Origin of the sequence: Bacillus paramobilis (assembly GCF_038096195.1) — a bacterium.
GTDB classification, from domain to species: domain Bacteria; phylum Bacillota; class Bacilli; order Bacillales; family Bacillaceae_G; genus Bacillus_A; species Bacillus_A mobilis.
Genome location: NZ_CP151108.1, coordinates 2,294,572 through 2,316,863 on the forward strand (window position 1 = coordinate 2,294,572; position 22,292 = coordinate 2,316,863).

Genomic DNA, 22,292 nt, shown 5'->3' on the forward strand with positions numbered 1-22,292 from the left:
TCATCTAAAAATAAAAGAAGTACTTGTTCTAATAAAAAATGAATTGTGCTTTAAGAATGAGAAAGGATAGCCATGCAAAATAAAATTATCGTTATGTTTCAAAAAGATTTTCGCTTATATGATAACCCAGCTCTATTTGAAGCTGCTCAGTCCGGTGAGGTTGTTCCGGTATATGTACATGATGAAACTTTTTCAATGGGGAGTGCGTCAAAGTGGTGGTTACACCATGCAATAATAGATGTAAAGAAGCAACTTGAGGCATTGGGCTCTACTTTAATAATTCGCAAAGGAAATACACAGGAAGAAATACTTTCTCTCATAGAACAGTTAGGTATAACGGCTGTATATTGGAATATTTGTTATGATCCGGAAAGATTACAATCTAATCAAAAAATGAAAATGATGTTAGAAGATAAAGGTATTATTTGTAAGGAATTTAATTCACATTTATTATTAGAACCGTGGATTATAAAAAAGAAGGATAACACTGAATATAAGGTGTTTACGCCTTTTTACAATGCATTTCAAAAGCAGGTAATACCTAAACCTATTAGTAAAGTGCAGCGTATAAAGGGAGGAAACTCTTTACCAGCAAGCTTATCTGTTTCAAAATTACACTTGCTGCCGACTATACCGTGGACATCTCATATTGAATCAATGTGGGAGCCTACAGAGGAAGGGGCATATAAAACATGTAAGAAATTTTTCTCTAGCAAATTAGCCTCTTATAGTGAAGGAAGAGATTTTCCAAATGAAAATGCTCATTCGATGTTGGCACCTTATCTTTCATTCGGCCAAATATCAGTGAGATGGATGTATCATTACTTAATCAATAAAAGTACCGAAAGACAATGTAGTCTTTTTGAAAAACAAGTGAATAGTTTTATACGTCAATTCATTTGGCGAGAGTTTTCTTATTATTTGCTATATCATTATCCATTTACAGTATATAAACCTCTTAATAAGAGCTTTGAACATTTTCCATGGAATAATGAAGAGGAGTTATTAACAGTATGGCAGAAGGGTGAAACTGGTTATCCGTTTATTGATGCGGGAATGCGGGAACTGTGGCAAACAGGTTTTATGCATAATCGAGCAAGAATGGCTGTAGCTTCTTTTCTTGTAAAGCATTTGTTAATTCCGTGGCAAGAAGGAGCAAAATGGTTTATGGATACACTACTAGATGCTGATATTGCAAATAATACAATGGGATGGCAATGGGTTGCTGGAAGTGGGGCAGATGCATCACCGTACTTTCGTATTTTTAATCCCATCACACAAGGAGAAAAGTTTGATAAAGGTGGGGAGTATATAAGAAAATGGGTACCAGAATTAAGAGATATGCCTAATAAATATATACATAAACCTTGGGAAGCACCTGAGCATATTTTACAAAAGGCCAATATAACGCTTGGTCATACATATCCTTTGCCAGTTGTTGATCATAAGGCAGCACGAGAGAGAGCACTTTGTGCATATAAAAGTATGAAAGAATTTATATAAAATACACGAGTCAATATGAATTTGATATGTAAAAGTTATAATGTCTATTTGCGTATTAAAGTTGTATTCATTGAAAGAGTATACGAATCATATAGAGTTTCTAAAACCTTCTATCGAAAAAGGAGAATGTTTATGAAAAAATCTAGTATTCTAGTATTTTTACTAACATATGGTTTGTTTTATGTTTCTAGTATTTTATTTCCTATTGATCGTACTTGGTATGATGCGTTAGAAAAGCCGTCTTGGACACCTTCTGGTATGACAATCGGAATAGTTTGGGCTGTACTATATGGATTTATTGCATTGTCGGTTACAATTATTTACAACAAATATGGATGTAAGCCAAAAACATTTTGGTTCGTATTCCTTTTAAATTATATGTGTAATCAAGCGTTCAGCTATTTTCAATTTAGTCAAAAAAATTTATTTTTAGCAACAGTAGATTGTTTACTTGTCGCTATTACTACGTTACTTCTCATAGTAGTTTCTTCCAAATTATCTAAAGTATCGACATGGTTGCTAATTCCATATTTTGTATGGGATACATTTGCTACATATTTATCTTGGACAATTTACAGTATAAATTAAAGACGTAAATAAAAACTTGAGCATAATAAAAATGCTCGAGTTTTTATGTGTATGAATGAAAATCTAAAATATAGAATATATACATCTTAGGGAGGTCATCTTTGTGAAGAAATGGATAAAAATTATGCTGTACTCTTTACTAGGTATTTTACTTATAGGAAGTATTAGTTTTTTTGTTTGGTCTCAGTTTACTTATAAACCAACGAAAGAGGCTTTGTCGTTAGTAGATGATAAAAAAGATGAAGGTAATATCATTTTTGGAGAGAAAGATGCTAAAATAGGGGTTATTTTTTATCAAGGAGCTAAAGTAGAAGCTGAGGCTTACAGTTACTTAGGGGAAGCTCTTGCAAAAGATGGGCATTTTGTAGTAATGCCTAAGTTACCATTAAACTTAGCGATATTTGGAATCAATGCGGTAGACAGTGTAATGGAACAGTATCCTAAAGTTCAAAAATGGTATGTTGCAGGGCATTCAATGGGGGGAGCTATGATTTCTAAGTATGCCTCTCAGCATGAAGACAAGGTAGACGGAATCATTTTCTTAGGCTCTTATCCTGCAGATGACTTCTCTACGAAATCGATCCCGATGTTATCAATTTATGGAGAAGTAGATGCTTTAGCAACTGTAGAAAAAATAGAGAACAATAAAAAGTTAATGTCAAAAAATACAACTATGCACATGATAAAAGGCGGAAACCATGCTCATTTTGGCATGTATGGTGAGCAAAAAGGTGATAATGCGAGCTTAATTACATCAAAAGCACAACAAGATGAAACAGTGAAAGTAATTGAAGAATGGTTATTAAAACAATGATAGACCGGAGAGCCAACTCATACGAGTGGGCTCTTTTATTTAACTTCTATTTCCAATTTCCTTCTTATTTTCTTCGGAATATCCTCTTCAGTGATAATGTCGTAAGAATACACATACTTTCCTTTCACATGAATTTTCAAGTAAGTTTTTCTTATAAAATCATTAGGCGTGTTCGTTCCAACTTTATATTCTTTTTCATTGTTTAATTCATCAACACCTTTTAGGGCGTACATAGCTCGTCCTTTATGATGATAATCCGGAACACCATATCCTTTTGCAACCGCATATACATTTTTTTCTTCAGCAATCGGATTAAATCTGTCTAAATCACCGCGTAATATGAAAGGTAGTAAGTATATAGGAAGACCTATTCCTATTATGCAAATTACAAATTTCTTCATGACCGTTTCTCCTTTTGTTAAATTACTTATTTTTAAGTATAGGAAAAAATTCTTATGAATTTAGAAGTGAATTTCTTAAGTTTTTCTTAAATAGGTGTTTAAAGGAGGGATAACATTGTATGGTTATTCTTTCGTGCAAATCGTATCATTTTTTATTTATATCTTCGTGGCTTTTATGCAAAATACAATATTTCTAGATAAAATATAACCTCCTTATATATTAGGAAATATAATTTCGTGAATTAATTATGAATATATTTTATTTTGAAAAACATCCCTTGATAAATACACAGAATTATTGTAAAGTGATGATAATTAAAATATATATTGTTTGAAAGCGATAAAGGGAAATAGTACAAGTAGTTTTTTTAGAGAGTCGGTGGGTGGTGTAAACTGATAGAAGGAACGTGTGAATCCGTCCTTGAGGGAAATGAGGAACAATTCAATGTGAAGTTCGTAATCGTTTCCAGCTACAAGCAGTTAATAATTTAAGTGGAGGGCGTATATTTTTACGTTTTTAACTAGAGTGGCAACGCGGATTAGCTTTCGTCCCTTTTATAGGAACGGGAGTTTTTTTTATTTTATCTAGTTAAAATAAAAATTTGAAAAAGGTTAGTTCCTTCATTAATAAATATAAAAGATTAAGGGGATATTCTTCATGGACAATCAATATAAGTTAATAGAAGAATTTAATAATGCGGAATTTGATAAAAGTTTAAAATGGTTTTCTCCACCTAAAGATTGGGAGGTTAATAGCAATAAATCGAAGTTAATAATCAAACCGGATAAAGAGACAGATTTCTGGCAAAAAACACATTATGAATTTCAAGTTGATAATGGACATTTTTTATACTATGAACTAAATGGAGACTTTAGATTGATTACGAAAGTAAAATCTAAACCAGTGAATAGATATGATCAAGCAGGTTTAATGGTTCGATTTTCAAAAGATACTTGGTTAAAGACATCGGTTGAGTATATACCTGATGACAATAGTAAATTAGGTGTTGTTGTAACAAAGAATGGATATTCTGATTGGTCTAGTCAGGAGTTTTTTGGAGATTTAAATTCTCTTTATTATCGCATAACAAGAAGGGGAAATAATTACTATGTTGATTATTCATTAGACGGGGATTTATGGAAACAAATAAGAATGGCTCACCTTTTTGAAGAAAAAGATTGCATGAAAGTTGGCATTTATGCTTGCAGTCCACAAGGAGATGGGTATGAAGCAGAGTTTGAATTTATTAAGATTGAAAATATAGATGATAATACAAAAGTTTATTAAAAGTGTAAAGGCTCTTATCCATCATTATTCTACTGCTGAATCTTCTTATGCTGACATTATTTTTATGGCTCTTTATATAAAAATACCGAGTAACCACTCACTCTAAGGATGAGTGGTTACTTGCAGTTTGTTTAAATAGAGAAATTGGGCTTTTCCGTTATAGGTAACATTTTTCAATGCGTAAATAAGAAGGTTCTAGTGTAAAAACTTCAGAGCAATTGCACCAGAATCACTATTGGATCAGTTTAGATCCATAACAATTAAAAAAAGATATCCTGGAGTGGAAAGTAAAAAATGAAATTGCTAAAGGTGAATTTCAAATAATGCCAATGTTTTATAAAAACATTGTATACGAAGGGATGTACCATTTATGATTGACGAGAAAACAATACAAATTGTGCAGTCAACGGCTCCAGTATTAAAAGAACATAGTATAGAAAAGGAATTGATTCATTATGAATCGTTTAGCCCCGTTGCAATTTTAGGTGAGTAACTAATACCGGATAGGGCTATAGTCATAATAATGTAAGTAAATGGTTTTTTTGCGATACTTCAATAGTGAAGTATCGTTTTTTCTTGTATAACTAAAGCACAGCTATGGAATCTGATGTAATGTTGAAAAATGATCCCAAGTAATGATTTGTCTATTGTAATACTAAGTAACTATGATGAAATTGAATCTAAAAAGTATGCTAATAAAATAGTAAAAAATTTTTTAAAAAAGTAAAAAAAATAGAGCTTAGATTTGCAACAATAAATGTTTTTTTATTAGATAATTACTTTACCGATAATCGAGATGTTTGCGGATACATTTATTTTTGGGATACATAATTATATTTAGAGAATACCCAGTTACAGTATTTGAATTTTTAATAAGAAGGGATGCGAAGGAATGAACTCACAGAGACAAGGCTATGCAGGCTGGTGGCAAGGCGGACACGGTGGTTGGCCGGGTGGACACGGTGGTTGGCAAGGTGGACACGGTGGTTGGCAAGGCGGACACGGTGGTTGGCAAGGCGGGCACGGTGGTTGGCAAGGTGGACACGGTGGTTGGCAAGGTGGACACGGTGGTTGGCAAGGTGGACACGGTGGTTGGCAAGGTGGACACGGTGGTTGGCCGGGCGGACACGGTGGTTGGCAAGGCGGACATAGCGGCTGGCAAGGTGGACATGGTGGTTGGCCGGGTGGACACGGTGGTTGGCAAAGCGGGCATGGATATTAAAACGAGGCTATAAAATCATTTTTTTATGCAAAGTTTGTATATTTAGTATCGTTGTATATTTTCATTTTTATTAGGTTATATGTTTTTAAAGCACTCTTTGAAAAGGAGTGCTTTTTTTATTTTTCTTTTGATTTAATTAACGAAAAAAGTATCTTGTACTCCTTTTGTAACTTTTTCTAAATAGAAATTTTCTATAAAATAAGGGGCCTGCCTGCCAAACAAATCGTTATTTGTAATACTGCTATCAAAGGAAAGTGCTTGTGACATCTCGTTAATATTGAAAAACAGTAATAACCTATTGTGTTAAATTTTTTGAAAATTTAGGTTTAATATCTTTAAAATAGGTGTATTACATATTACATAACAACTAAATAAAAAAATAAAAAATCTAAAGGAGGAAAAATACCATGCATAAGAATGAAAGAAAACCGGTGGTTCATGAATATGAAAATGAGCAGGAAGTAGTTATGAAAGTAAAAGAACAAGGGTTGGGCACAAGTATTATCAACTTTTTCTCCAAAAAAGGGGACGAGCTCCGAAATCAAATGGAGGAAATGGGGTTGTCGAAGGAGGAAGCTAACTTATATGAAGAAAAACTAGATCAAGGGAGAATTTTACTCCTAGTAACAGATGAAACACTAACGGCGAGTGGTAGGCAGCCGCAAAACTATTATTCTCTCTAATAGATTGCAACATCTGATAAATAGGTAAGTTAATTATTCTAGGTTGTAGTATGAAAGAAAATAAAAGTAGAGAAGGGTGAGAAAAATGAAACATACGATATTTAAATATGCTGTGATTGGGATTACGACCGGAGTCATGGTCTCCTTATTAAAAAAAGAAAATCGGAAAGCTATACAAACAAAAGGAAAAAGTGTAAAAGACAAACTACAAGAAGGAAACATAAAGGAAACATTAGAGAAGGTAACTGAGACAAGTAAACAATTCTCTGTAAATGCAGCTAATGTTGCAAAACAAACATTACCACAACTGCTTACAGCCACACCAGTTGTCATTTCTACCATTAAAGACTTAACAGAAAACGAAAATAGCAAAAAGAAAAAAGATGAAAAGAAATATATAAAAGAAGGGAAAGAAGAGAGTGCTTAGATTTAATTCTAAAAAGAGAAAGTGAGGAAAAAAGTATGAAATCTCTGTATGCAATTGATGTAGGAATTGGTTTTACTAAGCGGGCATATCGACAGGATGTAGATTCTGAGGTGACGATTAAGAGTGAAGCTTCTACACTAGCCCCTGTACCTAATCATGCTGAAAGTGACGATTTAACAAAGGTAAGTTTTATAGATTTAGACTTTGCATACTACATGGGAAATGAAGCACATCAATCTGACGCTGCATTTCTTCCTCCATTTGACGAAGAAATAGAAAATTATTATGAAAGCGAACAGTTTAAACAACAAATATTTGGTTGCATTGCAAACGATTATAAAGAAAATGTCGTGTTACCTTTAGTTGTTACCGGGCTTCCAGTTACTTGTTTTGGTAGTCAGCATGAGCAATTACAACGTGCACTAAAAAAAGAAACTTCCGTGCAAATCGATGGGAAATTTATTAATATTACGGTGGAAAATGTTTTGATTCTTCAGCAACCGGTCGCTTTACATGCCTATTTCTTAAAAGAGGGAATCATTCAGGAACGAGATCGTATCTTAATTATTGATGGTGGATTTCGTACATTAGAAATGACAGATATGAAACAGAATGTCATTTTAAATCATTATGAGACAGAGCTAGGATGTAGCAAGCCTTTGAAAAATATTAAGAATATCTTGCAGAATCATGCGGGTGAAAGTAATCAATTGCATATTAACGACATGCCAAACATATTAGAAAAAGGATATGGAGGTCGAGAAGAAAATCCTGAGACAAATCAGGTTGATACTTTGATTCAAAAAGAGTTGGATGCACACTTCCAAGACGTTATGCGTGTATTACAAGAACAATTTAAGTTAGACCAGTATGACACTATTATTTGGACAGGAGGAATAGTAGATCTCCACAAAAAACGAATTGAAAAAATACAAGGTGAAATTTCTTCTTTCCGTATGGTAGACGCTTCGAAAGAGGCTGCACTTCATGGATACTATATGATTGGAAGTCAAGTATTTGACGACATCACCAATCCATCTGCATATGAATCCAAATTATAATGACGACTGAAAAGGAGTTCGTTGAATAGACGTGCCAAATTATGTAGCTTCTTTTCCACATATAAATAAAAAGTACTTGTATAGAGGAAATGTTTAAAATTGAGAATAAAAATAACTAATATATAGGGGGTCTTCCTTCTAACAGAAGAAGACCTCCTATACCATTTAGCTTGTAATTTAGATGATCTAAAAACTTTTCCTCCAAGACATGAATACCTACATACAAATTGCATATTACGGATATTATTCGATCAAACATAAAACTATTCAGAAAGGAAGAATAATATGGAATGCATACAAATGCCGAAATGGAATTGGTATCATGTGAAAACTAGTGAACTTGAAAAACTTTCTTCTATAATCCCTCGTGATGTAACATCTTATTTCTCTCAATTTGTAAAGAAAATAAGTTCTCCTTGTGAAAATGGATTATATGTTTATACGTTATCACCAAGTCAAACTTGCGTATATGGTTCGTTTTTATATGATCAAGATAAAAAGGACGCCAAAATTCAAAAATTCCTTCATTATTTCGTAGCTCATGGAATACTGATAACGGTCCAGGAAAAAGAGGAAGAGAATTTTCAAAAATTAATACATAATTTTCCTATAGGTATAAAAAATTGTAATAGTTCCGCTGAAGGACTATGTGCTATCTTATCAATATTTATATCTCACTATTTACGAAAGGTTGACTATTTTGAAAACAATTTCAGAAATGTGTTATGGGATTTTTATCATCATAATAACATAGCGGTTTTAGAAAGAATTTATCATATTCGTCATGAATTATTTATGAATACACATGTGTTTCGCTTAATACAAGAAGTGTTACAAGGATTGGAGGAAGCTTGGTTAGAAAACATAACAAACACCCTTTGTTATAAACAAACACACGTAAAATTAGAGCGTGGATTACAACTCGTTAAAGAGTACCAAGAAGAATTAGACACGATGATTCATTTACAAGAAGTTGTTTCTTCTCATCGTGGGAATGAGATTATGAAAGCTCTTACTGTATTAACTGCTGTAAGTACGCCTTTGACGGCCTTAGGAGCATTATGGGGCATGAACTTTAAATACATGCCCGAACTAGAATGGAAATATAGCTATTTAATCGCTCTCTTATTTATTATTTTCACAACAGGAAGTATGTATATGTATATGCGATTTAAAGGATGGACAGGCGATTTATTACGAGTAAAGAAAAAGAAATCCTTTTTTAAATCTAATTAATCTTATTTTTTTAAATATGATAGATATTAACCTAGAAATATGGTTAGTAATATTTATTAATAGGGGGTGTGCAATATCCGCATCAAGTTAAAGTTTTGATGTCCCTGCAATGAAAAAATGGTGAATATTTATATGGAAGATTAGAGCTCTCCTACGTGAAGGAGGGCTCTAATCTTTATTTAAAAACTATATCATATACATGGGCAGACTCACCATCTGAAATCTTCCTAGAATATGACAAAAGAGAACTTGCGTTAGAAAACAAGCTCTCTTTAAAAGAAATAACGTAATTGAGATACTTATATAGTAACAATTGTTTTCTTCTAATTCCATATGTCTTATGTTGAGAAATAAATTATAAGTGGCTTGATAAAGAACAAACGAATTATTGACATAATATTTTGACGATAATATAATGAATCTCGAATTCAAGATAACTTGTAAAGGATTGGGAATTATGAGCGTGATTAAAGATGAAAGCTTATCTTTAAAGTTACTCGTTATATTATCAAGGGCAGTACAGTCAATACTAAACGTATTGAAAAGGTTATAAAAAATTATGGACTTAATTCAACTGAATTTGCAGTGCTTGAGCTACTATACAGTAAAGGTGATCAGCCTATACAAAAACTTGAAGACAAAATATTATTTGCAAGTAGTAGTATCACGTATGCGTTAAATATTTGAGAAGGTATCGAATTGATGGATACTATTTTTCCTCAGCATAAAGAGGGATTCGGTAAATATTTGGTAGTTTGGGCTATATTGAGAAAAAATGATAATTAAACAGTTGAAAAAGTTAGGATATTGCACGCAGGAATTGTAAGTTTTTAGAGGTTATTTCTGTTTAGTAATATCCTAATTAAATATAAATTAAATAAATAGGAGGAAAAATTAATAAATAGGAGGAAATTTGTTGTAATGCAAAATAAAGAAATTATGTAATTGCAATTGATATAGTAAGAAAGATAGTTGTTATATTAACAATATACATATCGTCCTTTTCATTATAAATCTTTCATAAAGCGGAGAGTGGGTATCAAGAATGGAATTACGTCATTTAGAGTATTTTATTCAAGTTTGTAATAATAATAGTTTTACTAAAGCTGCGGAAGTTCTAGGTATTTCACAGCCGACTTTAAGTCAACAAATCCGTGTGTTAGAAGGTGAACTTGATACACCCTTGTTTTATCGAGTTGGAAGAGGTATCAAAATGACAGAAGCGGGTAAGCTGCTATTTGATAAAGGAAAATTTATCATGCAACAATTTGATGACGTTTATAATGAAATTTTTGAATTAAAGGGTGTAAAAAGAGGTGTAATTACTATAGGAGGTTTATTAGAGGATCTCACCTATTTAACACCTTATATTATGAAGTTTCAACAACATTATCCCAACATCGTGGTGAAAATTATAGAATTCGAAGTTGCTGTAAATCAAATCGTTGACAAAAATATTGATTTAGGAATTACACGTAGTGCTCAAATTCCAGACACATTAACAAGCACCCTTTTGTATAGCGAAGAGCTCGTCCTTGTCATTCCAAAAAATCATCCTTTGAATGAAACATCATTTGTTTCTTTTCGAGAATTAGTAGGGCTGAGTAGAATAATGGTTTCATGTAGTTGTCGTGAATCTATTAAAATATATTGTGAGAGTTTAGGGTTATCTTTATCTGAAGCAAATATAGAAACAAAATCTTCTATTTCTTTATTGAGCCTTGTATACAATGGACATGGTGTTGCTATAATACCTCTTTCACTAGTTGACTTTGTTAATAATGATAATTTGAGCATAGTTCGTATTATTGATCCGACACCAAGTCAAGATATTAATCTTATTCATTCTGATGATAAATTTTTAAGTTTTGCAGCGCGTATCTTTATGCAAAAGTTACATGATCCTGAAAAAGTATCAGTATAGTAGAAACAATAAGGATTCTAGTGTGAAAATTGGAAAAACCTATAAGTTTTGAGATGAAACCTATATTAAAGTCAAAGGGCAGTGGCTTTATATGTGTGGTGTGATTGATTCTTGACTTTTACTTAAGGGAAAAAGGACAGACTTTGCACGGAGAGAAGGGTATAAAAATAAGTCAAGTTAATCCATCAACTCTTCGGTCTTATCGCATAGTAATAGATTCCATTAGGGATATACATCGCTATTTCGAGTATACATATCCTTATTGCATAAAGAAAACCACCGGCATTATACCGGTGGTTTTGACTTAGAAAGCAAAGCAAGTACAACCAATCCCCCATTTAGTTCCATCTTTTCCTATTACGGTATGAGTGTGTTGATGGAGAGGGTTACTACAACTATGTAACTTGTTATCATGGGAATCGTGAGAAAGTATAGTGTGGGCTAGGTTAGCGCCACCATAACCATAAACTCCCGTCGGTGCCCAATCAGGTGATGCTGGCGGTAATTCAGGTGATAAATTTTTAAATTCATCATTTCCATAAACAACCTGCCCACCCATAATGGTGAGTAATGATTCAAGGTTCTTTATTTCTTCTTCTGGCACAGTAAAGTAATCAGCAGACAATACAGCAAGATCAGCAAACTGACCTACTGCAAGGGTTCCTTTTTTACCTTCATCACCAGAGAACCACGCACTTCCTTTAGAATATAATTCTAGGGCTACTTTTCTATCAAGTTTATTTTTTTCATCATATATCGAAAGTCCACCAATGGTTTTTCCGGCAACCATCCAGTAAAGAGCGACCCAAGGGTTATAGCTGGAAACCCTAGTTGCATCACTACCGGCGCCAACAGGTATACCTAGGTCTAACATACGATAAATCGGAGGAGTACGCTTTGCAGCTTCCTTTCCGTATAAATCAACAAAGTATTCACCTTGAAAAGCCATGCGGTCTTGGATGGCAATACCACCATTTAAAGCTTTAACACGTTCCATACTACGATCTGAGATTGTTTCTGCATGGTCAAACCACCATCGTAGACCATTAAAAGGAATTTCTTTGTTGACTTCCTCAAATACATTTAAGAATCGTGTGATTGACTCGTCATAAGTTGCATGTAAACGGAAGGGCCAACGGTTTTCCACCAATAGAGAAATTACTTTCTTTAGATCAGCTTCCATCATCGTAGCTAATTCAGGCCGTGGCATTTGAAATTTTTCAAAATCGGCTGCTGAGAATACTAACATCTCTCCGGCACCATTCATTTTATAAGTATCAGTTCCTTGACCTGGAGAAACAATTTTTGCCCATGAAGCAAAGTCTTCATATTCATGATTAGGATTTTGCGTAAATAGATTATAAGCAATACGCAAAGTTAATTGTTCTTTCTCGGCTAAATGTTCAACAACTTTGTAGTCATCAGGGTAATTTTGGAAACCACCACCTGCGTCAATGGCACTTGTAATACCTAATCTATTTAATTCGCGCATAAAATGGCGAGTTGAATTAATCTGGTCATCAAAATTAAGTATTGGAGCTTGACCCAAACTTGAATAAAGAATAGAAGCGTTAGGATTTGCAATTAAAAGGCCCGTTGGATTACCTCGTTTATCCCGCTCAATTAAGCAGCCTGGAGGGTCTGGGGTATCTTTTGTGTATCCCAGTGCACGCAGCCCTGCACGATTTACAAGTGCTCTATCATAAAGATGTAGTACAAAGACAGGTGTGTCTTCAGAAACAGCATTAATCTCTTCCAAAGTTGGCAACCGTCTCTCTTTAAATTGAAATTCAGACCAACCTCCAACTACTCTTACCCACTGAGGAGCTGGTGTACGCCTTGCCTGTTCTTTGAGCATTTCGAGAGCTATAGCAAGTGAAGGCACACCTTCCCATCGTAATTCCATATTATAATGAAGACCGCCACGAATAACGTGTATATGAGAATCATTCAGGCCTGGAATAGCTCTCTTTCTTTTAAGGTCTATTTTTTTTGTTTTTTCTGTGGCACTATCAAGAAGCTCATCTCCACCTACTGCAGTTATTAAACCATCAGTTATGGCGATAGCAGATACCTCAGGTTGAGAGGGATCAAGGGTAGTAATTTTTCCGTTATATAAGATTATATCCGGTACATTCATATTCACACCTCGTCTACTTCCTATTATTTTGTAACCATGGATGAAATAATTTACCGAAGACCGGCATAACTACCCATGATAGCAAGGACACTATACATATAGAAACGAAAAAAGCGGACATAATAGGATTCATATGTTTTATAATAGGTCCTATCAATTTAGGAACTAACATGCTAAGTGGCCATACCCCCAGAAGGGTAACGATAGACATTTTCCATTTTGGCGGTGGAACTGGCGTTTTCGGAGTAACAAACCAATAAGCCAAACTGCTTTCAGTTTTGTACGTTGGATTAGTAGCTTGAAATTGCTCCGCCGTTTTTAACAAATCTCGGCGAATATCTGATTCTTGCCAAGCACGTAGATGCTCATACGTATCAAAGCGAAAAATAACAGTATACTCTCTGGATACATTATTAGGGACTATTAGATTTACACCTAAATGTCCTGGGAATTTAGTAGCGGCAGCTTCGATTTCATGTCTCCATGTTTCAAACTGTTTTTCTTTACCTTCTTGAATTTCCCATGTAACAATCGTTGTTACTGGATCAGCAGCATCCATCGTGTTAACTGTATGAATCTCTTCGACAGCTACTCCTTCTTGTTTCATATTTTCCTGCTTGGAAGCGCGCCATGCACCATGGTATATGCGTATTCTACGCCTTGACCATAAGCACCAGTGTGTTCTTTTACAATCTCCATTACCGCATCATAAGTGTCTTTGTGTGCCCAGTCACGTTGGTATTCAAGTAAAACTTGAATTGCTGTCACTGGAATGGCACCAGCTTGTTCTACACGACGCATAGCAGCGTTATGTGCTGTCAAACTAGTACCACCTGAAGCATCATCAACTGCATACACCTCATAGCCAGCTTTAATTGCTTCAAGCACAGGGAATGCAAGGCAAACTTCAGTCCAAAGTGCTGCAAATATTAATTTCTTTCTACCTGTTGCTTTAACTGCTTCAACAAATTTTGGATCTTCCCAAGAGTTCATTGAACTGCGTTCTATAATTTCATGGTTTGGGAATATGTCAAGAATTTGCGGCCAAAAATAACCAGAAAAGCTGCGTGTCTCAACTGTAGTAAGAATAGTAGGTACGTTAAAAGTTTTTGCTGATTTAGCAAGCAACATGACGTTATTAATCAATGTTTGTCTATCAATACTTGCAACTCCAAAAGTCATTTGAGGTTGAAAATCAATCAAAATTAAGGCACTGTTCTCCGGATTTAATAATTCTAAATTACTCATAATAAAACGCTCCTTTTTTTATTATTTTCAAAAAGTTAATTTAAGCTGTAATCATAAAAATAAAAGCTTTGCTATACTTTTTAATTTAAAATTTAGTGCTGATTTAATCAGCACTAAACCTATACTATCTACTTTAAAAAAAGTAATTTAAAGCTATTTCTTTGGAATATATTTATGCATTTTGTTTACTAAGATCTCGTTGAGCTCCTAAATAGCTTCCAATTATATTTTGATAACCTGGAAGATTACTAGCAAGTAAATTGCCAAAACCTTCAACATCGTTGCGCCAATCGCGTTGTAATTCGCAAGCTACGCTAAACCAGTTCATAAGTTGTACGCCATTATGTGCCATACGCGTATTGGCAGCATCTGCAACTTGTTTACTGAAAGTTCCTGAAGCATCAGTAACAGCAAATACTTCATATCCAGCTTTTATTGCGGAAAGTGCCGGGAAAGCAACACAAACGTCCGTAACTACGCCCGCGATGATAAGTTGCTTCCTTCCAGTTTCTTTGATTGCTTTTACAAAATCATCATTATCCCATGCGTTAATTTGTCCAGGTCGAGCTATTTTTTGTGCGTGAGGAAAGAGATCAACCAATTCTTGCATTAAAGGTCCATTAGGTCCGTTTTCAAAGCTAGTTGTTAAAATAACTGGTAAATCAAAAAACTTAGCAGTGTGAGCAAGAGCTAAAACATTGTTTTTGAATTCATCAACACCATAGTCACGTACTAGTCCGGACATAAGACCAGTTTGATGATCTACTAAAAGCACGACAGCATCATCTTTGTTAATACGAGAATAGAGATCAGTCATTATGTATTCCTCCTAAAATTAAGTAATCGAAGAAAGTTTAAACAGTAGAATATTGTCCTAAATTTCTTCGTTTGTTACGATTAGTTTGTAACTAAACTGACCGTTAATATGAGTTATAGCAGCATTCACGGAACATGAAGCGCTATACAAATTTATAGTATTTGAAAACGAATTAGTTAATCAATTCTAAATTATCTATAGTTTGTATAGGTGGTAACTATAGTTATTTTCACTATAAAATGAATTGGTTTTACCTATACATTCTATAGATAGAACGATATTGATAGTCTTCTATTTTTGTTATTAGAATTGAATAGGAGGAATGTTCAGCAAATACTTCGTGATGAAAAAGGTATGAGATGGGGAACTGTTCCATAAACAGAAAATGAATTCATTGGAACGATAGAGTTTCATGCTTAGCGTTCACAATACAAATGCGTATAAATAGGTTATGAGATTCATCCGAATTATTGAAGAAAAGGATACATATTAAAGGAGGTAGGACAATGGCAAAAATTACTGTAGGAACCGAAAATCAAGCACCAATTGAAATATATTATGAGGATCATGGCATAGGAAAACCAGTTGTACTCATTCATGGTTGGCCGTTAAGTGGTCGATCTTGGGAATACCAAGTTCCCGCTCTTGTTGAGGCTGGATACAGAGTTATAACATATGATCGTCGAGGCTTTGGAAAATCATCTCAGCCGTGGGAAGGGTATGAATATGATACCTTTACTTCTGATTTACATCAACTATTAGAACATTTAGAGCTTCAAAATGTCACACTTGTTGGTTTTTCTATGGGTGGAGGCGAGGTAGCTCGGTACATTAGTACGTATGGAACAGATCGTATTGAAAAGGCTGTTTTTGCTGGAGCAGTTCCTCCATATTTATACAAATCAGAGGATCATCCTGAGGGGGCATTAGATGATGCTACAATTGAAGCATTCAAAAGTGGTGTGATAAATGACCGTCTTGCATTTCTTGATGAATTTACTAAGGGATTTTTCGCGGCTGGTAATCGAACAGATTTAGTTAGTGAGCCATTCCGTTTATATAATTGGGATATTGCAGCCAGTGCATCACCTAAAGGAACGCTTGATTGTATTACCGCCTTTAGTAAGACAGATTTTAGAAAAGACTTGGAGCAGTTTAATATACCTACCCTTGTTATTCATGGTGATTCAGATGCAACTGTACCATTTGAATATAGTGGGAAATTAACACATGAAGCAATTCCTAATTCTAAAGTAACGTTAATAAAAGGTGGTCCACATGGGCTAAATGCAACGCATGCCAAAGAATTTAATGAAACACTCTTATCATTTTTAAAGGGCTGATTACAACTATATAATTGTTAATTGATAAATTATAAACAAGTAAAAATAAAGCTTTATAAAAGATGCTCTTGGATAAATCCAGGAGCATCTTTTTGAATGCGGAGTAGTGCACCACTGTAATCAATTTAAAGAATCGAAATCTTCTATAACGAAATTTCTGTTCATTTTTAAATGGTGATATTGAGATGTTAGGTTGATAAATCTCCATTAGTTTCGAATTGAATATTCTTCTTAACAGCAAAAATGTATTGATTAGAGTTTTTTAAATCTCTGAGTTGGATTGCTATATTACTACAGATAATATTTTGAATAATCCTCAAAACAAAGAAATATCTTGTCAGAAAACAATAAAATCTTATTAATTTTTATAATTGGTAGAATTTTTATAGAAATAATCCTCTTAATATATTAAAATAACATTGTATTATGTCAGATTTTAATTAGGGGAGAGAAATTTTATGTTGAAAAAAATAATTCCAGTTGCTTTAGCATTAAGTACAGTTACTTTTACTAGTGTATTTGCTATGCCTTCAGCCCAAGCAAGTACAGAACCAAACCGCTACATAGATGTACAAATGCTCGGTATTAACGATTTTCATGGGCAACTAGACACTGTAAAAAAAATTAACAATAAAGATGCGGGGGGAATCGAGTACTTAGGGGCTTATTTACGTGATCGTGAAAAACAAAATCCGAATACATTAAAGGTACATGCTGGCGATGTTGTTGGAGCAAGTACTCCTGTTTCAGCATTGTTACAAGACGAACCTACGATTGAATTTCTAAATGATTTGAAATTCGATGTTGGGACTATAGGAAATCATGAATTTGATGAAGGTGTTGCGGAAATGAACCGCCTTATTTATGGTGGATACCATGAGAAAACAGGGAATTTTAAAGGAGCAAAATTCCCATATGTTGCCGCAAATTTCTATAATAAATCCACTGGTCGTTTATTTTTACCACCATTCACTATAAAAAAGGTACAAGGAGTTCCTGTTGGATTTATCGGAGTCGTAACAACGGATGTTCCTAATCTTGTTATGCCTACTATGCTAAAGAATGTGGAAATTACAGATGAAGTTGAAGCTATTAACAAATCCGTAAAGCAATTAAAAAAACTAGGCGTTAAATCTATTGTTGTTCTTGCACATAACGGAGGTACAACAGATGGGAACGGCGTAACAAATGGTGATATCGTTCGATTAGCAAATGAGACTGATCCAGAAGTCGATGTTATTTTTGGTGGGCATAGCCACACTTATGTAAATGGAACTGTTAATAATAAACTTGTCGTACAAGCAAATTCTTATGGTATGGCTTTTGCTGATGTTGATGTAAAGATTGATCGTAAAACACAAGATATTGTTGAGAAAAAAGCAGAAATTGTTACAACTTACCATGAAGGCATGGAGCCTGATAAAAAAATAAAGAAGAAGATGGAGAAATATCAAGCAAAAATCGCACCTCTTGTTAATGAAGTTGTAGGTAAGTCTATTGCTCCACTAGATCGCAAACTAAATACGGCTGGTGAATCTACTCTTGGAAATTTAGTTGCTGATGCCCAGCGTACAACAATGCAATCTCAAATTGCACTTATGAATCCTGGTGGTATTCGTAATGACTTAGATGCTGGTGATATTACATGGGGAGAGATCTATGGTATTCAACCATTCGGAAACCAATTAATAAAAGTAAATTTAACAGGCCAAGACATTCGTGATATTTTAAATCAACAATGGCAAAAAGACATAACAAGAATGCTTCAAATTTCAGGGATCCAATACACTTGGGATGCGAACAAGCCTAATGGAGAAAAAGTAACAAGTATTCGCTTAACAAATGGAGAAGAAATTATTCCTTCTAAAACTTACAGCGTCGTTGCTAACGCATTTTTAGCTTCAGGTGGAGATGGATTTGTATCCTTTAAAAACGGTAAAGATGCTGAAACAGGACCGACTGATTTTGAAGCATTAGTAGATTATATAAAGAAATCAAAAGAACCAATTCAGTCTATTATTGATGGAAGAATTCAAAAAATAAATTAGTTTTTTATTAATCTCAAAAACAAATAGATTACCTGTACGCTATACTTTTTCGTGTGCAGGTAATCTATTTTTTATGGGTTTGAAATAAAATCTTACTGTGGCCAATGGGTATACCGTCTAGATGCAGAATGCCGAAAACAATGGAGTAGACAAAAAGTAACCCCTAAATTAACTCTATGATGAAGAGACTACAAATAATTAAAATTTGGAACTTCATATTAGCCCAATATTAACTACACTACTAACACAAACTGAAATTGGATACTTTAAGTTATACGGATGAATCTTAGTGCATACGCTATGTAGGAAATTTTGCCGGAAGTATATGTAAGTGAAAACTAAATTTAGAAAAATATACAAAGTAGAGACAGGAAAGCTGAAGTAAATTGAAAATCTTTACTTTTTTGTTTGGGGAATAGTATTTTATTATCTTCACACATATAAGAAACAAAGGGAGTTATATAAATTATGTTTTGATAATAAAGATTTAATTGGTTTGTTTTAGTAGTTTTTATGCTTATGAGTTACTTGAAATTCTAGTTTTTCTCTCCATGATTGATAGTGTATAGATAAGAAGCTTATTTTATATACTCATGTTACCAAGAATACATTTAGTAAAATTTTCATAGCTAAATACATTGTAATGCCAAATGGTGAAAATAATATTAGCATTTGAATATTGAGGGGGAATTTCTTAAGTGTTTTTTGGATTTTTTAAAGTAAGGTTATTTTAACCAAAATTTTCATGAAAATACCTTTAAAAAGAACATTAGTTCGTATATAATAAGAACAAACGTTCTTTTTGTTGGGAGTGATAACCTTGTATGATTATTCTCTTTTACCGAATCGTATTATTCTTTGTGTCGATCTTCGCAGCTTTTATGCAAGTGTATCATGTATTAAAAAAGGACTTGATCCACGATATACAAAATTTGCCGTCGTAGGAGATGTAAACCGTAGTGGATCAATCGTGTTGGCAGCAACACCGCCATTAAAAGCATTAGGAATTAAGAAAATGGCACGGTTGTACGAAATACCGAAGCGACCAGATATTATTATTGTGAATCCAATTATGCATACGTATATGAAATGTTCAACTTACATAACCGGTTTAGCTTTACAGTATGTTGCACCGGAAGATTTTCATCAATATAGTATTGATGAGTTTTTTATGGACATGACCGCAAGTATTCATTTGTTTGCGAGTAATCCGTGCGAGTTTGCATTAAAGTTCAAGCGAGAAATATACGAACATACACGGATCGAAAGTACGATTGGTATTGGGCCAAATTTATTATTGAGTAAAGTAGCAATGGATGTGGAAGCGAAAAAGAATAAAAATGGAATAACACAGTGGACGTATGACGATATACCCGAGAAGTTATGGAGTATTAGACCACTCAGTAAATTTTGGGGTATATCGTATAAAACGGAAATGAAATTAAATCGAAAAGGTATACATACGATTGGGGATTTAGCGCAGTACCCATTGAATTATTTAAAACAATCATTTGGTGTAATAGGGGAAGAATTACACTTGCATAGTAACGGGATTGATTTCAGCAGAATAGCAGAGAAATATGTTCCAGCGACAACATCTATAGCAAAAAGCCAAATATTGTTTCGTGATTATTCAATAGAAGAGTTCATCGTTATTTTATTAGAGCATGTAGAAGAAGTTTGTTACAGATTGAGACGAGAAAAGAAATATGCGCAAACGATTCATTTTTCAGTCGGATATAGTAAGGAATACGGAGGAGGAATAAAAAAAGCACATACGTTAAACAGAGCAACAAATTTAACGATGGACATTTACAATGTTTGTACCTATTTTTTATACGAGGGATATACAGGAGAGCCGATTCGATCGATAAGTCTTTCATTAACAAATTTAATACATGAAGGAGAAGAGCAAATTTCGCTTTTCGATAACATTATACAAAGAGAAAAAGAAATGAGATTAACGAAGGTTATGGACGAAATTCGAACGCGATTTGGTAAGAATAGTATTTTACGTGGAATTTCCTACACAAGCGTCGCAACAACAAGATATAGAAACACATTATTAGGAGGACACAAATCGTGAAGAATGCTAATATGCCAAAAGGAAGAGGAATGGTAAAGTGGCAACCGTTTGCCAGTATGCCAGAGCAGTTCGCCTGTATTAAAGAAATGATACAGGAGCAAACAAAAATCTCGCGTCCAATCTTAACGCAAGATGCAAAAGAAAGGATTGAAAATAAGCTGTTAACTTCATATTTAGGTGAAGAAGAGGTTTTACTTACATATTATAAAAATGGCTATCTATATAAAAATTACATAACAGTAGCTGATATAAATCCATTAAATAAGACGATTACTTGTACCGATGCTTTTCGTAATCAAAGAACGTTTAAGTTTGGAGATGTAATTGAGATTAGTTAAAATGTGTTTCTAGGTAACAGGCTCATCTTCAAGCTTATTACCTAGAACGATTTGTTCACTTACCAATCGTTCTGATGGAATAAATCTGGAATGTTCGGCATTTGTGCTTTCTGAGAGGAAGGTTAATAATCTTATCTTTAACGAATGTACCGAAAGAAATTTTTTCCTTAAGCGTGTGAAAGGCGATAGCCTACTTTTCATTATTTAAGTTTTATTATTTTGAGTTTAGATGTATATCTTTGAAGAGGATATACCAAGTTCTTTTATTTAGATAATTACTCGAAACTTGAATGGGAAAAACATGATCAAGCCCCATTCTAATTCGTTTATTTCATTTTCAAGTCCTGTTGGATAGAGTAAAAGGATCTTAAAATTATTTTTAACAATATTTGATAAAACTGTTTGTAATTCTAACGCTTCAATCAAGTTTCCGCCCCATCTAACAAATAAAATGGACTGTGAATTATGAATTATTTTGTAAAGGTTATCAATTCTTCGATCTAATTTTTGTTTAAAATCATGGTATGTGGTGAACCAATCTTCATTTGGAATAACAGGGAAATCATGATAAGATGTTACGTTATATTTTGTGTCTTTTATAATATGAGAAAAAACAGGTTGTATCACACCATCATTAAACACAACATTTTGATCCGGCATTGCGTGCATGTTTTTTAAATCCATAAAGTCTATAAAGTTATTTTTCAATAATTCATTGATAGAAGAAAGATCCGGTGATTCAAACCAATCTAGAGGACCTGAATATTTCCGCAATCTATATTTTTTTAGATGAATAGCAGTATAACAATTTTCCCCTAAACTAATAACATCATCATACATTCCTTGAAGCTTTTTCATTTCCAATACAATCATCCTTTTTTAGAAAAGTTAGAAGGTATATATAAATTCTAAAAAGCGTTATTATGACACAGAATAAGCTTTTGAAAAATAGGAGAACTGATTCATTATAATAATATATGTATGTATAAAAACTCCTGTGAAAAGGCTCACAGGAGGATAAAATAAAGCATACTTCGGGTTATATACCATTTGTTGAGGTAAGAATTGTATGTGATAATGAATGACGTTTCTATAATAAAAGGGATAAACAGAAATACATTGAAG

21 protein-coding genes, 2 pseudogenes and 1 other annotated feature are annotated in these 22,292 nt (G+C 33.7%); of the genes and pseudogenes, 16 read left to right on the forward strand and 7 right to left on the reverse strand.

Annotation, left to right across the window (positions count from 1 at the left end; translation table 11 throughout):
• Positions 1-72 precede the first annotated feature (72 nt).
• The 3 genes from AABL52_RS11825 (at position 73) to AABL52_RS11835 (ending at position 2,905) form a co-directional block, all read left to right on the forward strand.
• Entirely contained in the window at positions 73-1,503 is a 1,431-nt protein-coding gene (locus AABL52_RS11825) for a cryptochrome/photolyase family protein (RefSeq protein WP_341519469.1), read from the forward strand.
• A gap of 132 nt (positions 1,504-1,635) precedes the next feature.
• The gene (locus tag AABL52_RS11830) at positions 1,636-2,091 is read left to right on the forward strand and encodes a TspO/MBR family protein (protein ID WP_341519470.1); all 456 of its coding nucleotides are present in this window, start codon (positions 1,636-1,638) and stop codon (positions 2,089-2,091) included.
• Positions 2,092-2,194: 103 nt separating this feature from the next.
• Positions 2,195-2,905 carry an alpha/beta hydrolase gene (locus tag AABL52_RS11835; RefSeq protein WP_341519471.1) on the forward strand — a complete coding sequence of 237 codons (711 nt, stop codon included), beginning with the start codon at positions 2,195-2,197 and terminating at the stop codon, positions 2,903-2,905.
• Positions 2,906-2,940: 35 nt separating this feature from the next.
• Here the strand turns inward: AABL52_RS11835 and AABL52_RS11840 are convergent, their stop codons facing one another.
• Positions 2,941-3,306 carry a YxeA family protein gene (locus tag AABL52_RS11840; protein WP_000714881.1) on the reverse strand — a complete coding sequence of 122 codons (366 nt, stop codon included), beginning with the start codon at positions 3,304-3,306 and terminating at the stop codon, positions 2,941-2,943.
• A gap of 331 nt (positions 3,307-3,637) precedes the next feature.
• Positions 3,638-3,863 (forward strand) — a binding site (T-box leader).
• Positions 3,864-3,964: 101 nt separating this feature from the next.
• Between AABL52_RS11840 and AABL52_RS11845 the strand changes: the two genes are divergently transcribed.
• From AABL52_RS11845 to AABL52_RS11855, 3 genes are all read left to right on the forward strand, one after another.
• A complete protein-coding gene (locus AABL52_RS11845; RefSeq protein ID WP_341519472.1) occupies positions 3,965-4,594 on the forward strand; it encodes a DUF1349 domain-containing protein in 630 nt (209 codons plus the stop codon).
• Between the two features lie 370 nt (positions 4,595-4,964).
• Entirely contained in the window at positions 4,965-5,087 is a 123-nt protein-coding gene (locus tag AABL52_RS11850; protein ID WP_000564623.1) for a flavoprotein, read from the forward strand.
• 399 nt (positions 5,088-5,486) lie between these two features.
• Positions 5,487-5,816: a hypothetical protein gene (locus tag AABL52_RS11855; protein ID WP_197244043.1), complete on the forward strand. Its 330-nt coding sequence runs from the start codon at positions 5,487-5,489 to the stop codon at positions 5,814-5,816.
• A 132-nt stretch (positions 5,817-5,948) separates the two neighbouring features.
• Here the strand turns inward: AABL52_RS11855 and AABL52_RS11860 are convergent, their stop codons facing one another.
• Complete coding sequence (locus tag AABL52_RS11860; RefSeq protein ID WP_232289219.1) at positions 5,949-6,104, reverse strand: acyl dehydratase; 156 nt, start codon at positions 6,102-6,104, stop codon at positions 5,949-5,951.
• Positions 6,105-6,223: 119 nt separating this feature from the next.
• Here AABL52_RS11860 and AABL52_RS11865 point away from each other — a divergent pair, with 119 nt between their 5' ends.
• The 6 genes and pseudogenes from AABL52_RS11865 to AABL52_RS11890 all read left to right on the forward strand — a co-directional run bounded on the left by AABL52_RS11865 (position 6,224) and on the right by AABL52_RS11890 (position 11,147).
• A complete protein-coding gene (locus tag AABL52_RS11865) occupies positions 6,224-6,499 on the forward strand; it encodes a general stress protein (RefSeq protein ID WP_341519473.1) in 276 nt (91 codons plus the stop codon).
• Between the two features lie 85 nt (positions 6,500-6,584).
• Positions 6,585-6,926: a peptidase U61 gene (locus tag AABL52_RS11870; protein ID WP_341519474.1), complete on the forward strand. Its 342-nt coding sequence runs from the start codon at positions 6,585-6,587 to the stop codon at positions 6,924-6,926.
• 35 nt (positions 6,927-6,961) lie between these two features.
• Entirely contained in the window at positions 6,962-7,987 is a 1,026-nt protein-coding gene (locus tag AABL52_RS11875) for a ParM/StbA family protein (protein WP_341519475.1), read from the forward strand.
• Positions 7,988-8,272: 285 nt separating this feature from the next.
• A complete protein-coding gene (locus AABL52_RS11880) occupies positions 8,273-9,223 on the forward strand; it encodes a magnesium transporter CorA family protein (protein ID WP_341519476.1) in 951 nt (316 codons plus the stop codon).
• 457 nt (positions 9,224-9,680) lie between these two features.
• Positions 9,681-10,049, forward strand: a pseudogene (locus tag AABL52_RS11885) (MarR family transcriptional regulator).
• A gap of 219 nt (positions 10,050-10,268) precedes the next feature.
• Complete coding sequence (locus AABL52_RS11890; RefSeq protein ID WP_341519477.1) at positions 10,269-11,147, forward strand: LysR family transcriptional regulator; 879 nt, start codon at positions 10,269-10,271, stop codon at positions 11,145-11,147.
• A gap of 304 nt (positions 11,148-11,451) precedes the next feature.
• Here AABL52_RS11890 and AABL52_RS11895 read toward each other — a convergent pair whose 3' ends face one another.
• The 4 genes from AABL52_RS11895 to ycaC all read right to left on the reverse strand — a co-directional run bounded on the left by AABL52_RS11895 (position 11,452) and on the right by ycaC (position 15,352).
• On the reverse strand, positions 11,452-13,287 hold the full coding sequence (locus AABL52_RS11895; protein ID WP_341519478.1) for an amidohydrolase: 1,836 nt from the start codon (positions 13,285-13,287) through the stop codon (positions 11,452-11,454).
• A gap of 13 nt (positions 13,288-13,300) precedes the next feature.
• Positions 13,301-13,894, reverse strand: a complete 594-nt coding sequence (locus AABL52_RS11900; RefSeq protein WP_097843211.1) for an antibiotic biosynthesis monooxygenase — start codon at positions 13,892-13,894, stop codon at positions 13,301-13,303.
• Positions 13,891-14,535: a hydrolase gene (locus tag AABL52_RS11905; RefSeq protein ID WP_000067162.1), complete on the reverse strand. Its 645-nt coding sequence runs from the start codon at positions 14,533-14,535 to the stop codon at positions 13,891-13,893. Before AABL52_RS11905 ends, AABL52_RS11900 begins: the two co-directional genes overlap by 4 nt.
• 172 nt (positions 14,536-14,707) lie before the next feature.
• Complete coding sequence (gene ycaC, locus AABL52_RS11910) at positions 14,708-15,352, reverse strand: isochorismate family cysteine hydrolase YcaC (protein ID WP_341519479.1); 645 nt, start codon at positions 15,350-15,352, stop codon at positions 14,708-14,710.
• Positions 15,353-15,858: 506 nt separating this feature from the next.
• Between ycaC and AABL52_RS11915 the strand changes: the two genes are divergently transcribed.
• The 4 genes from AABL52_RS11915 to AABL52_RS11930 all read left to right on the forward strand — a co-directional run bounded on the left by AABL52_RS11915 (position 15,859) and on the right by AABL52_RS11930 (position 21,167).
• Entirely contained in the window at positions 15,859-16,695 is an 837-nt protein-coding gene (locus tag AABL52_RS11915) for a bromoperoxidase (protein ID WP_341519480.1), read from the forward strand.
• Positions 16,696-17,153: 458 nt separating this feature from the next.
• Entirely contained in the window at positions 17,154-18,743 is a 1,590-nt protein-coding gene (locus AABL52_RS11920) for a bifunctional metallophosphatase/5'-nucleotidase (RefSeq protein ID WP_340420415.1), read from the forward strand.
• 820 nt (positions 18,744-19,563) lie between these two features.
• The gene (locus AABL52_RS11925; RefSeq protein ID WP_341519481.1) at positions 19,564-20,829 is read left to right on the forward strand and encodes a Y-family DNA polymerase; all 1,266 of its coding nucleotides are present in this window, start codon (positions 19,564-19,566) and stop codon (positions 20,827-20,829) included.
• The gene (locus tag AABL52_RS11930) at positions 20,826-21,167 is read left to right on the forward strand and encodes a YolD-like family protein (protein WP_341519482.1); all 342 of its coding nucleotides are present in this window, start codon (positions 20,826-20,828) and stop codon (positions 21,165-21,167) included. The genes AABL52_RS11925 and AABL52_RS11930 overlap by 4 nt, the downstream gene beginning before the upstream one ends.
• Before the next feature lie 214 nt (positions 21,168-21,381).
• Here AABL52_RS11930 and AABL52_RS11935 read toward each other — a convergent pair.
• Positions 21,382-22,040: pseudogene (locus AABL52_RS11935) on the reverse strand (DUF1796 family putative cysteine peptidase).
• Between the last annotated feature and the right edge of the window lie 252 nt (positions 22,041-22,292).